This window comes from Actinophytocola sp. KF-1 (genome assembly GCF_054661535.1).
Genome location: NZ_BAAFVK010000004.1, coordinates 255,891 through 267,981, shown reverse-complemented (window position 1 = coordinate 267,981; position 12,091 = coordinate 255,891). Strand labels below are relative to the sequence as shown.

The following is a 12,091-nucleotide window of genomic DNA, read 5'->3' as shown; positions in this document are numbered from 1 at the left end:
CGCGGAGCGGGGAAAAGAGGTTCAGTGGGTGGGGAGGACCACGCGGATGCGGCAGCCCTCCGGCTCGCCGGGCGGCAGCTCCTCGGGCGCGACGACGCCGATCGTGCCGCCGTGCAGGTCGACCACCCACCTGGCGATCGCGAGGCCCAGCCCGGTGCCGCCGCCACCGGCGCGCTCACCGCGGGTGAACCGTTCGAAGACCCGGGCACGGTCCTCGGGCGGGATGCCGGGTCCCTCGTCGCGGACCTCGATCACCACGTCGTCCTTGCGGGCCGCCGCGCAGACGTGCACCTTGCCGCCCGCCGGACCGTGCCGGGCCGCGTTGTCGAGCAGGTTCAGCACGACCTGGTGGAGCCGCCCCCGGTCGGCCACCACGTGCGCCCCGGGCGGGTCGACCTCGACGACGAACCGGACGCCCCTGCCGACGGCCGCCGCCATCACCTCGGCCTCCGCGACGACCTCGTCGAGCAGCACCTCGAGGTCGAACTCGTCCAGGTCCAGCGGGAACGCGCCCGCGTCGATGCGGGAGAGGTCCAGCAGCTCGGTGACGAGCAGGCCGAGCCGCTCGGTCTGGGCGAGCGCGGTCCGCAGCGTCGCCGGGTCGGGCTTCGCGACCCCGTCGACCAGGTTCTCGAGCACGCCGTTCAACGCGGTGATCGGGGTGCGCAGCTCGTGGGAGACGTTCGCGATCAGCTCGCGGCGCTGCTGGTCGGCCGCGTCGAGGTCGGCGGCCATCTGGTTGAACGCGACCGCCAGCTCGCCGACCTCGTCGCGGGTGGTGGCGCGGATGCGCCGGGTGTAGTCGCCCCTGGCCATCGCGCGGGCGGCGGCCGTCATCTCCCGCAGCGGCCGCGTCATCCCGTGCGCCAGGATCTGCGACGTGATCAGCGCCAGCGCGATCGCGGTGATCGTGGTGCGCGGCGGCAGCCAGCCGATCTGGGAGTTGAAGAACGCGAACGCGACGCCGCCGGAGCTGGCCATGAGGATGGCGAGCTTCAGCTTGATCGACCGGATCGGGTCCAGCGGCCGGGGGAGCGCGTCGACGAGCCTGGCGAGGAACCTGCTCACGGGCCGACCTCCAGTGCGTAGCCGACGCCGTGCACGGTGCGGATGAGGTCCGCGCCGAGCTTGCGCCGCAGCGCCTTGATGTGGCTGTCCACCGTGCGGGAGCCGGACGCGTGCGCGTGCACGTCCCAGTCCCACACCTCGCTGAGCAGCCGCTCCCTGGGCTGCACCGCCTTCGGCCTGCGCGCGAAGTGCACGAGCAGGTCGAACTCGATGGGCGTCAGCTGGGCGAGGACCCCGCCGCGCGACACCCGGCGCTGGTCGATGTCGATCTCCAGGTCGCCGAGCACGATCCGCGCCTCGGCGCCGTCGGCCCGCGCCGAGCGCTCGACCCGGCGCAGCAGCGCGTGCACCCGCGCGGTCAGCACCCGCATCGAGAACGGCTTGGTGAGGTAGTCGTCCGCGCCGACCCCCAGACCGACGAGCATGTCGGTTTCGTCGGCGCGGGCGGTCAGCATGAGCACCGGCACCGGCCTGCGTGCCTGGATCCGGCGGCACACCTCGAGGCCGTCGAACCCGGGCAGCATCACGTCGAGCACCACCACGTCCGGCTCGTGCTCGGCGTCGGCGGCCACCGCCGCGGGTCCGTCGTGCGCGACCGCGACCGCGAACCCCTCGGCGGTCAGGCGTGCGGTGATCGACGCGGCGATGGTGACGTCGTCCTCGACGACCAGCACGCGCCGCTTCCCTGGCTCCATGGCGCCGACTCTAGGCACCGGCCGTGGAGACGGTCGGTGCGAGATGTGAAGATCCTGTGGAGAGCGTCAGGCGTGCCGCCGCGTCGCGGCGGGCTCGGCGAACCGGTCGAGCGCGCGCAGCAGGCCCGCGTGCCGGGTGGTGAGGTCCCGCCACGTCCGCTCGCGCACGTGCTCGGGCAGCTCCGGGTCGAGCTGCGCCGCCACCAGCAGCGACCACCGGTACCGCAACGCGAGCAGGAGCCCGCGGCGGTCACCGAACAGGTCCGCCCAGTCCGCGTGCCACGGCAGGTCGCCGTCCGGGTCGCGGGTGAGCGCCGCCTCGGCCTCCCGCACCGCGCGCCACCAGTCGTGTGTCCGCTGCCAGCTCATGATCCGACGCTATGGGCGCCGGCCGTGGCCGTCATCGGCCCGGGGTAGGCAACGGCGGCTCCTACCACGGTAGGAGCCGCGGCCCGACCTGGAGACGATGGCGGCCGCGCCACCGGCGCCTACCCTGATCACATGCTCGGTGCCGTCGTGCGGTGGACGAGGATGGCCCGCACCAGGGTCGAGACGAAGGGCGTGCCCCACGGTCTCGCCTACCCGTGGTGGATCCCGGTGCTGTCCGCGGTCGGCCAGATCGCGGCCGCCTGCACGGGTGCCGCGCAGCGCGACCTCGTGGCGCCGCTCCAGCCCGCGGCGCTGGCCGTGCTGCTCGTGGTGGTCCCGCACGTGGTCCAGTTCGTGCGCATGGAGTGGGTGCCGTGGTGGCTGCTCGCCCTGTGCGGGCTCACCGCGGTCGCCTGGCTGATGGCCGCGCACACGGTGACCCCGGGACCCGCGGACGCGCTGACCGGCGTGCTGGCCATCCTCGTCGCGCACGTCACGGTCACCAGCGGTCCCGGGCCGGGGCTCGCCGTCACCGCGGTGTCGCTGGTGCTGCTCGTGGTGGACGGCGGGTTCAGCGGCGTGGTGGTGATCGGCCTGGTCGAGGTCGTGTTCGGCGCTGTGGTCGGCAGCATGCTGCGCTGGCAGATGCGGGCGCTCGCCGCCGAACGGGCCGCCCGCGCCGGTGAGCGCGACCGGGCCACGCTCGCGGAACGGCAGCGCATCGCGCGGGAGATCCACGACCTCGTCGGCCACTCCCTGAGCGTCACGCTGCTGCACGTGACCGGGGCGCGCCGGGCGTTGCGCGAGGACGGCGACGTCGAGGACGCGATCGCCGCGCTGACCGACGCCGAACGGATCGGCAGGGACGCCATGGCCGACATCCGCAGGACCGTCGGCGTGCTCGCCACCGGCCGGGAGGACACCCGCCCGCTGCCGACGGCGGCCGACGTCGACGACCTCGTCGCCGACCTGCGCGCGGCCGGGCTCGCCGTGGACTACGAGGTGCGCGGTGCCGTCGACGCGCTGCCGAGGTCGGTCGGCCTCGGCATCTACCGCGTGGTGCAGGAGTCGCTCGCGAACGTCGCCAAGCACGCCCCGTCCGCCCGTGCGCGGGTCCGGCTCGACGTCGGCTGCGGGCGGGCGCGGGTGCGGATCAGCAACCGGCTGGCCGGCCGGGCGTCCGGCACCGGCGGCACCGGCGGCACCGGCGTCGCGGGCATGACGTCGCGCGCCGAACAGCTCGGCGGCACGTTGCGCGCCGGTCCCGCGCAGGGCCGGTGGGAGGTCGAGATGGTCGTGCCGACCGGACCACGGGGAGGGTGACCGCATGTCCTGTGTGCGCGTGGTGCTCGTCGACGACCAGGAGCTGGTCCGGTCCGGGCTGCGCCGCATCCTCCGCCGCCGCGACGGGTTCGAGATCGTCGCCGAGTACGCCGACGGCGCCGACCTGCCCGCCGAGCCGCCCGACGCGGACGTCGTGGTGATGGACCTGCGCATGCGGCGGGTCGACGGCATCGAGGCGACCCGGCGGCTGCGCGAGCACCCGGGTGGCCCGCCCGTGCTGGCGCTCACGACGTTCGACGACGACGAGATGCTGTCCGGGGCGCTGCGCGCGGGTGCCGCCGGGTTCATCCTCAAGGACTCCTCCGCGGAGGACCTGATCCGCGCGGTCCGCACGGTCGCGGGCGGCGGCTCGTGGCTGGACCCGGCCGTCACCGCGCGGGTGCTGACCGCGTACCGCCTCGTGCGCACGCCCAGCGCCGCCGCCGGGACCGGGGTGCTGACGAGCCGGGAACACGAGGTGCTGCGGGCGATCGGCCGCGGCATGTCGAACGGGGAGATCGCGCAGACGTTCCGCATCTCGGAGCTGACCGTGAAGAGCCACATCGGCCGGATCTTCACCAAGCTCGGCCTGCGGGACCGCGCGGCGGCCATCGTCTACGCCTTCGACCACGGCATCGTGTCACCCGCCGATCAGGCAGGCTCCTGACCCCGCTGCCGCCGCCGCACCAGCAGCACGCACGCGACGCCGCCCAGCGCCACGGTGGCCAGCCCGGACCCGCCGAGCGTCCGGCCGGGGCCCAGCGCGGCGGTGAGCGGCCCGCCGAGCGCGGCGCCGAGCGGTGACGCGGTGAGCAGCGCCGCGCTGCGGGCGGCGAGCATCGCGGACAGGTGCCGCGGCGGCGCGGTCGCCTGCATGAGCGTCACCGACAGCGCGACGAACGGCCCGTAGATCGCGCCGCCGAGGGTGAAACACGCGACCGTGACGACCGTCGGCGCGGCGAGGCCGAACGGCAGCAGGCACACGCCCCACGCGACCACGATGCCGACGGTCACCGGCCACAGCGGCAGCCGCCGCAGCGTGCCGACCGCGAGCCCGCCGAGCACCGCGCCGACACCGAACAGCATCCAGTAGGCGCCGAGCAGGGTGCTCGACGCGCCCGCTTCCGTGACGTGCAGCGGCAGGGCGACCTCGACCGGGCCGTACAGCAGGTTGAAGAACCAGGTGAGCGCCAGCAGCCCGAGCAGCTCCGGGTGCGACCGCAGCAGCGCGAACCCGCCGCGCGCCGCCGCCCCGTCGACGGGGGAGACGTGCCCGGACGCCGGCAGCCGGGTGCGCAGGACGACCACCGCGAGGAAGGTGTACGTGAGCGCGTCCAGCCCCAGCACGAGCGCCGAGCTGACGTGGGTCACCAGGAGCCCGGCGACCGCGGGGCCCGCGATGGTCGCGGCGAAGTTGAGCGTGCTGACGACGGTGTTCGCGGCGAGCCGCTGCCCGGCGGGCAGCAGCTCGGCGAGCACGGTGTACTTGCCCGCGCTGCCCCACGCGTGCAGCAGCGACGACCCCGCCAGCAGCACGACGTACAGCGGCAGCGTGAGCGTCCCGGTCAGCCACGCGAGCGGCACCGCGCCGAGGAACACGCCGCGCACCACGTTGTCGGCGAGCAGCAGCCTGCGCGCGGGCAGCCGCCGCAGCAGGCGGCCGAACACGAGCGCGCCGACGACCCCCGGCAGCGTGTAGGCCGCCACCGCGGCCCCCACCCACAGCCCGGCGTCCGCCGCAGGCGCCAGCTCGATCGCGAGCCACGCGACCGCGACGAAGCTCATCCCGTCGCCGAGGTAGGACACCCCGAAACCGAGGACGAGGCGCCGGAACACCCGGTTGGCGAGCACGTCCCGGTAACCGGCGGGGACGACGTGGTGGCGTGGCACGGATGTCACCGTAGGGAGGACCGGCGGCCGGGTGCTTCTCGATTCCTGACCACCGGCAATCCGGGTGCGCGCGGGGAACGCCGTGGGGGACACTGCGCGCATGAACGGGTTCGGGACGGCACGTGACCGCGCGCTCCGGCACGTCGCGGCACTCGCGTCGGGGCCGCCGATCGACCCCGCGCTGCGGGTCACGCTCAACTTCCACCCCGACCGGTTCCTCCGGGACAAGCCGATCCTCGACGCGCTCGCCGACGACGGCGTCTACGTCTCCCAGTTCGTCACCGGCACCAGCAACGGCGGCCTGACCGCGCACCCCGGCGGCGACCGGTGGCGGTGGGAGAGCCGCATCTTCGACGGCGCCTACGACGACGCGCCCGCCGGGGAGCGGCCGGTCTACGGCGCGTTGAACTTCCGGCGCAAGGCGGTCGGCGGCGCGCCCCGGTTCGGGTCCGCGCACCTGCGGCTCACCGCGGAAACGCTTGCGCGGACCACGTTCTGCTACCCGGACAGCCATCTCGAGCCCGCGGACTTCGGGGTCGCCGACCGGATGGGGCTGATCGCGCTGGCCCTCGCCGACGACCAGGACGACCTCGACGACTACATCGAGGCGCAGGTGCACGGGCCGGTCCGGCTCGACCGCGACGTGGAGGCGCTGGTGCTCGACCCGTGCTACCGGGGCACCGCCGTCGAGACCGCGGCCGCGCGGCTCGGCTGCCCCGTCGAGTGGCACCACGGGCTGCGCCTGCACGTGGACGAACTCCGCCGCAGGCCCGGCTACCGCGGCCAGGAGTACGTCGACCTCGGCGTGACGATCGCCGTCGACGGCGTCCTCGACCCCCGGATCATCGGCGACGCCGCCCGCACCGGACGCCACGACCCGCAGGCGGTCAAGAAGGTGTGGCACCACGTCGCCCGGTTCGGGTCGCCCGTGGCGGCCGTCAGAAGGTGATGCCGCCCTCGACGTCGCGGGCCTGCACGACCTTGCCGGACACGTTGCCGGTGATCTGGTTGACCACGCCGCCCTCGGTGGCGCCCACCTGCTGCCACGTGTTCCGCAGCTCCGCGCCGAACGCCGGGTCCTCCCGCGCCGCCTCGTCGAGGTGCGTGGCCAGCGCGGCGACCTCGGCGGACGCCGGCGCCGCGCCCTCGGCCGCGGTGAGCGCCGCCTGGGCCTCCTCGCGGCCCGCGAACTTCCGTTTCACCAGTTCGTAGAGCGAGGTCGCCGACTTCGCGGCGAGCGCGGCGGCGATGGACACCAGGATCGGCTCCGGCATGGGGGTTCTCCTTTGTCGACGACGTCGAGCCTACAAAGGCGGCCGGTCTCGCGGGGCCATACCGGCCACGATCAACTCGAACAGCCGATTCGCCTCCGCGGCGGGGTCGGGGTGGTGTCCGGTGGCCAGGGCGATGCCGACGATCACCGTGATCAGGTCGTCGACGGTGACGGCCGGGTCGACCGCGCCGTCCCGCGCCGCGTTGCCGAACAGCGGGGCGCCCGCCTCGCGCAGCGCGCCGGCACAGGAGTTCCCGTACACCGGGTCGTGCTGGGCGCCGTAGGCGAGCGCCTCGGCGAGCCCCCGTGCGGACACGCAGTAGGCCACGACGTCCCGGAGCCACGTCAGCAGCGCTGCCCGGCTGTCGTCGGCGTCGGCGAGTTCAGCCGCGCGGGCGCACAGTGCCTCGATCCGGTGCCGCGACACGGCTTCCAGCAGGGCGCGGCGGGTGGGGAAGTGCCGCCGCACGGTCGCCGACCCGACACCTGCCACGCGGGCGATCTGCTCCAGTGACGCGCCCGCGCCGTGTGCCGCGACCTCCTCCTCGGCCACGGCGAGGATCCGCGCGTGGTTGCGCCGGGCGTCCGAGCGCTGGCGGTCGGGCATGGCGTTCACCTCCGGCGTTGCCAGAATGGCGGGCCCCGCCGTATCGTAGCCGAGCAGAAACGGCGGGCCCCGCCGTTTCGTGTGAACCGCAGGGGAGCCACCATGTCCGCACCCGTTCTCGTCACCGGCGCGACCGGCAGGCAGGGCGGTGCCACCGCCCGTGCCCTGCTCGCCGCGGGCGTGCCCGTCCGCGCGCTCGTCCGCGACCCGGCCACCGACCGCGCCAGGGCCGTCGCGGCGCTCGGCGCCGAACTGGTCACCGGCGACCTGCACGACCGCGACTCCGTGGTCCGCGCCGCGACGGGCGCCCGCGCGGTGTTCTCCGTGCAGATGGCCGGGATCACCGAGGACGGCTTCGACTTCGCGGGCGAGGTGACCCAGGGCGTCAACCTCATCGAGGGCGCGAAGGCCGCCGGCGTGCCGCAGTTCGTGCACACGTCCGTCAGCGGCGCCGGTCAGCACACCGGGACCCCCGGCTGGGCGGGCGGCCGCTGGGGTTCGGTCGGCCCCAGCCTGGACGCCAAGGCGGCGATCCAGGACCACCTCCGCGCGGCGGGTTTCCCGCGCTGGACGCTCATCAAGCCCGCCTTCTTCATGGCGAACTTCCACCCCGGCATGCGGTTCCTGTTCCCGCGCGGCGTCGAGGGCGGCCTGGTGAGCGTGCTCAAGCCCGGCACCTGGCTGTCGCTGGTCGCGACGGAGGACATCGGCGCCGCGGCGGCCGCGGCCATCGCCGCGCCGGAGCGGTTCCACGCGGTGGAACTGGAGCTGGCGAGCGACCACCTGCCGATGACGCGGATCGCCGACGTCCTCTCGCGCGTCCTGGGCGTGCCGCTGACCGCGCCGGACATGACCGAGGAGGAGGCGTTCGCCGCGGGCATGCCGCCGATGGGCGCCTCGCACGAGTGGATGAACGTGGCGGGGCAGCCTGCCCGGCCCGAGTTCGCGCGCGCCCTCGGCATCCCGCTCACGAGTTTCGCGGAGTGGGCGGAGCGGCACCTGGTCAGCCCTCGACCGTGAAGTCCGTGGCGTGCCACCCGGTCGCGCCGTCCGGGATCGGGGTGACGCGGTCGGCCGGCTGGGTCATGCCGCGGCGGTCGGTGGCGCGAACCTCGGCCTTGTGCGGCCCGGGACCCAGGTCGACGCGGATGCGCCACATGCGCCACGTCTGGCTGTTCACCTCCGTCGCCAGCTCGGCCGTCCGCCAGGCGCCGCCGTCGACGCGGACCTCCACCTTCGCGATGCCGACGGTCTGCGCCCACGCCACCCCGGCGATGGTGACCGTGCCCGCGGGCACGGTGGCGAACCCGCGCGGGGCGTCGATGCGCGACTGGGTCTTGATCGGCGCCCGCACGCCCCAGTCCCGCTCGCGCCAGTAGGACTGCTTGGCGTCGAAGGTCGTCAGTTCCATGTCCACCACCCACTTCGTGGCGGACACGAAGCCGTACAGGCCGGGCACCACCATCCGCGCCGGGAAGCCGTGCTCGAGGGGGAGCGGCTCACCGTTCATGCCGACGGCGAGCAGCGCACCGCGGTTCGGGTCCATGACGGCGTCGACCGGCGTGCCTGCCGTCCAACCGTCCACACTGGACGAGAACAGCTGGTCGGCGCCGGGCCGGACCCCGGCCTCGGCGAGCAGGTCCCGCAGCGGCACGCCGACGAAGGTCGCGGTCGACACGTACGGCCCGCCGACCTCGTTGGACACGCAGGTCATCGTGATCGTGCGGGCCACCAGCGGGCGGTCGCGGATGTCGGCGAACGTGAACGTCCTGGTCCGCTCGACCATCCCGTGCACGCGCAGCAGCCAGTCCTCCGCGCGCACCTGCGGCACGGACGTCAACGCGGTGTCCACGCGGTAGAAGTCGCGGTTGCTCGTCAGGAACCGCGGCGTGCCGTCGGCGGCGAAGTCGGCGCCCGGCGGGATCGGCGGCGCGGGCACCCGCGGGGTCAGGTCGCCGACCGCGGCGCGGGACGCGGACGCGTCGATCCGCCCGGCCAGCAGCTGGCCCGCGGCACCGAAGACCCCGGCGCCGACCACGACACCGGCCGAGGTGGCCAGGAACCGCCGCCGCGACGACTCCGTGCGCGCGGTGCGCCGCGCCGTCGTGTGGAGCCAGAAGAAGACCGCCACCCCGGTCACCAGGCTGCTCAGCGGCGCGAGCACCCCGGCGGCGGGCACCGAGGGCTGGTCGAGCACCGATGCGATCCCGGCCAGCCCGAGCACGGCGGCGAGCGCCATCCCGGGCCACGGCCGCCGCCGCGACAGCAACCCGGCGACCGCCCCGAACACCAGCAGGGCCACCCCGAGGCCGACGAACACCAGCACCTTCTTGGCGTCCCCGAGGTTCGCGATGGCCCACTCGGTGACCGGCGGCGGGGTCAGGTCCCGCACCGAGTTGCCGACCGCCAGCACCGGCGACGCGGTCGGGTGGATGAACCCGGCCACCAGATGCCCCACCGCGACGGCCGCCACCACCGATGCCACCCCGACCAGCGCGCTGACCGGCTTCGTCTCATGCTCCATACCGGGGATTCGCCGCCACGGCACGTTCGGATTGGTTGCCACGCAAAGGAAACCGCCGGTGCCCAGCGAGGGCACCGGCGGCGGTTTTCGTGGTCCTACATGGTCGGCATGAGGACCGAGTCGATCAGGTAGACGGTGGCGTTCGCGGTGTGCACGCCGCCGCAGATCACGTTGGCGTCGTTGACCTTCAGCGCGTCACCCGACCCGGTGACGTCGACCGTGCCCTTCTCGACGGTGGTCTGCTCGCCCACGACCTGGTCGGGCGACAGCCGGCCGGGCACCACGTGGTAGGTCAGGATCTTGGTCAGCAGCGCCGAGTCCGTCTTCAGCTTGCCGATGGTGGCCGCGTCGATCTTCGCGAACGCGTCGTCGACCGGCGCGAACACGGTGAACTCGCTGCCGTTGAGCGTGTCGACGAGGTTCACCTGCGGGTTCAGCTTGCCGGACACCGCCGACACCAGCGTCGTCAGCAGCGGGTTGTTGCTCGCCGCGACCGCGACCGGGTCCTCGGCCATGCCGGACACCGAGCCCGAACCACTCGGGACGGCCTTCGCGTAGTCGGCACACCCGGGCCCGACGAGGTCGGCGGCCGGATCGGCCATCGAACTGTCCTGTGTGGACGTGGTGGTGGTCGTCGTCTCCTGCCCGCCACCGCCGCCGCTGCTCTCGTTCGAGGCACCTTCGTCCGAGCTGCTGCACGCGGCGCCCAGCAACGCCGCCGCGGCGACACCCGCGACCAGAAGTCCACGACGAACACTGTGCAACATCAGGAAAAACACCCCTTCGGTCTCCCCATGGGTCCATTGTGGAGCCATGGGCCACGTCATCGTGGCGTTGTCACAGGGGTGTTCGGGTCCCGGTGGGGCCCGGATTGGCGCGGATGCCGTCGTTACCGTTTCGTTGCCTTTGGGTCTGGTGCGGGTGGCGGGTGCTGCGCGCCCTGGCTTCGGGTGGCGCGGGATGAAGGGGTCCTTCGTCGCGTTGGTGTGGGGGCTTGGGAGTTGCGGTGTGCGCCGGGTTGGCGGGCGCTGCGCGCCGGGCCCGCGGAGCGGGCCCAGCCGGGCGTGTCAGGGACGCGGACGAAGGACCCCTTTGTCATGCGGGTCGCGCTGTCGGTGGCGTTCCCGGCGCTGCGCGCCGGGGCCCGCGGAGCGGGCCGCCGCCTCGGATGCTGCGGGATGTGATTGTGCTCAGCGTGGGGAGGGATCCCTTCATCACGCTGGGCTTACCGCACTGGGGAGAAGCGGCTTTCCTGGGTTGGTGGGCGCTGCGCGCCCGGCCCGCGGAGCGGGCCCTGTTCGGGTGTGTCGGGACGTGGAGGAAGTACCCTTCGTCGCGCCGCGCTGTCGGTGGCGTTCCCGGCGCTGCGCGCCGGGGCCCGCGGAGCGGGCCGCCGCCTCGGATGCTGCGGGATGTGATTGTGCTCAGCGTGAGGAAGGCCCCTTCACCACACTGGGCTTACCGCACTGGGGAGAAGCGGCTTTCTGGGTTGGCGGGCGCTGCGCGCCCGCCCCGCGGAGCGGGCCCTGCTCGGGCGTGCCGGGCCCGCGCAGCGGGCCGCCGCGAACAGAGCGGTGCTGTGATGAAGGGGTCCTTCGGACTCCCCGCCGCGACACGAGAAGAGCCCCATCCCGTCAACGGCGGTCGCGGACGTTGCGGCGTACCTGTTCCGTCTGCTGGGTGACGGAGCGGACCTGCTCGGCCAGTTCGGTGTGCGTGGCCTGCAGGTGGCTGTGCGTGTCGGCGAGCGGGGAGAGCAGCGTGGCCGGGTCGTTGTCGGCGAGTGCCTCGTTCACCAGGTCGACCCGTTCCTGCGCGGACGCGGACAACCCTTCCAGCGCGCCGATCCGGCCCGCGAGCCTGCGCAGCGTGCCGGAGTTCTCGCGCGCCCAGGCGGCGACGGCCCGGTCGCCTGCTCGCCTGGTGCGTTCGGCGCGCACGCGTTCCTCGCCGGTCTGTTCGCCGGTGTCGGACGGGCGCAGGCGCAGGTAGCGGCGTTCCGCGGCCTGGCGGCTGGTCACGCCGAGCGCGGGTGCGAGGCCCGCCCAGCTCACCCCGAGCTTCCGCGCGGCCGTGATCAGCCGCGGCTCCCACGTGGCCAGCTCGTCGCGCAGGTGGCGCAGGACGGTCAGTGCGGCCAGCAGTTCGGCGGGTGCGATCGCCTCGTCGTCCTCGGCGGGGAGGTCGTTGATCGCGGCGAGCACCGCGTGGACGCGTGCGAGTGCCGCCGCGGGGTCGTGCTGCTCTTCACCCATGGTGTCGTCCTCTCGACGACCTGATGCTTGTCAACGGAATGACGACATGCTATACCGGTAGTGCGCGTTGACACCAGACCGTTGATC

13 protein-coding genes are annotated in these 12,091 nt (G+C 74.0%); 4 read left to right on the top strand and 9 right to left on the bottom strand.

The features are described from left to right. Positions 1 to 21 precede the first annotated feature (21 nt). The 3 genes from ACYQ77_RS14380 to ACYQ77_RS14370 form a co-directional block, all read right to left on the bottom strand. On the bottom strand, positions 22 to 1,068 hold the full coding sequence (locus ACYQ77_RS14380) for a sensor histidine kinase (protein ID WP_459711262.1): 1,047 nt from the start codon (positions 1,066 to 1,068) through the stop codon (positions 22 to 24). Beyond that, positions 1,065 to 1,742, bottom strand: coding sequence for a response regulator transcription factor (locus ACYQ77_RS14375; protein ID WP_459711919.1), 678 nt, complete (start codon positions 1,740 to 1,742; stop codon positions 1,065 to 1,067). The genes ACYQ77_RS14380 and ACYQ77_RS14375 overlap by 4 nt, the downstream gene beginning before the upstream one ends. Before the next feature lie 87 nt (positions 1,743 to 1,829). Continuing rightward, positions 1,830 to 2,132: a hypothetical protein gene (locus ACYQ77_RS14370; protein WP_459711260.1), complete on the bottom strand. Its 303-nt coding sequence runs from the start codon at positions 2,130 to 2,132 to the stop codon at positions 1,830 to 1,832. Positions 2,133 to 2,264: 132 nt separating this feature from the next. On the opposite strand from ACYQ77_RS14370, the gene ACYQ77_RS14365 reads away from it, so the two are divergent. Beyond that, a complete protein-coding gene (locus ACYQ77_RS14365; RefSeq protein WP_459711258.1) occupies positions 2,265 to 3,455 on the top strand; it encodes a sensor histidine kinase in 1,191 nt (396 codons plus the stop codon). A 4-nt stretch (positions 3,456 to 3,459) separates the two neighbouring features. After that, entirely contained in the window at positions 3,460 to 4,122 is a 663-nt protein-coding gene (locus tag ACYQ77_RS14360) for a response regulator transcription factor (RefSeq protein WP_459711256.1), read from the top strand. Here ACYQ77_RS14360 and ACYQ77_RS14355 read toward each other — a convergent pair. Next, positions 4,107 to 5,345 (bottom strand): MFS transporter, encoded by a 1,239-nt coding sequence (locus ACYQ77_RS14355; protein ID WP_459711254.1) that lies wholly within the window; start codon positions 5,343 to 5,345, stop codon positions 4,107 to 4,109. The genes ACYQ77_RS14360 and ACYQ77_RS14355 overlap by 16 nt on opposite strands. Positions 5,346 to 5,445: 100 nt before the next feature. Here ACYQ77_RS14355 and ACYQ77_RS14350 point away from each other — a divergent pair, with 100 nt between their 5' ends. After that, positions 5,446 to 6,294 carry a DUF3626 domain-containing protein gene (locus ACYQ77_RS14350; protein WP_459711253.1) on the top strand — a complete coding sequence of 283 codons (849 nt, stop codon included), beginning with the start codon at positions 5,446 to 5,448 and terminating at the stop codon, positions 6,292 to 6,294. On the opposite strand, the gene ACYQ77_RS14345 is transcribed toward ACYQ77_RS14350, so the two are convergent. Both ACYQ77_RS14345 and ACYQ77_RS14340 read right to left on the bottom strand, forming a co-directional pair. Then, a complete protein-coding gene (locus ACYQ77_RS14345) occupies positions 6,284 to 6,619 on the bottom strand; it encodes a hypothetical protein (protein ID WP_459711252.1) in 336 nt (111 codons plus the stop codon). The genes ACYQ77_RS14350 and ACYQ77_RS14345 overlap by 11 nt on opposite strands. A 30-nt stretch (positions 6,620 to 6,649) precedes the next feature. Further along, positions 6,650 to 7,225 carry a TetR/AcrR family transcriptional regulator gene (locus tag ACYQ77_RS14340; protein ID WP_459711250.1) on the bottom strand — a complete coding sequence of 192 codons (576 nt, stop codon included), beginning with the start codon at positions 7,223 to 7,225 and terminating at the stop codon, positions 6,650 to 6,652. Between the two features lie 102 nt (positions 7,226 to 7,327). Here ACYQ77_RS14340 and ACYQ77_RS14335 point away from each other — a divergent pair, with 102 nt between their 5' ends. After that, on the top strand, positions 7,328 to 8,245 hold the full coding sequence (locus tag ACYQ77_RS14335) for an NmrA family NAD(P)-binding protein (RefSeq protein WP_459711249.1): 918 nt from the start codon (positions 7,328 to 7,330) through the stop codon (positions 8,243 to 8,245). Here the strand turns inward: ACYQ77_RS14335 and ACYQ77_RS14330 are convergent. The 3 genes from ACYQ77_RS14330 to ACYQ77_RS14320 form a co-directional block, all read right to left on the bottom strand. Next, the gene (locus ACYQ77_RS14330) at positions 8,229 to 9,749 is read right to left on the bottom strand and encodes a molybdopterin-dependent oxidoreductase (protein ID WP_459711247.1); all 1,521 of its coding nucleotides are present in this window, start codon (positions 9,747 to 9,749) and stop codon (positions 8,229 to 8,231) included. The genes ACYQ77_RS14335 and ACYQ77_RS14330 overlap by 17 nt on opposite strands. A gap of 95 nt (positions 9,750 to 9,844) precedes the next feature. Further along, entirely contained in the window at positions 9,845 to 10,516 is a 672-nt protein-coding gene (locus ACYQ77_RS14325; protein ID WP_459711245.1) for a fasciclin domain-containing protein, read from the bottom strand. 867 nt (positions 10,517 to 11,383) lie between these two features. Beyond that, on the bottom strand, positions 11,384 to 12,004 hold the full coding sequence (locus ACYQ77_RS14320) for an HSP18 transcriptional regulator (protein WP_459711242.1): 621 nt from the start codon (positions 12,002 to 12,004) through the stop codon (positions 11,384 to 11,386). Positions 12,005 to 12,091 lie beyond the last annotated feature (87 nt).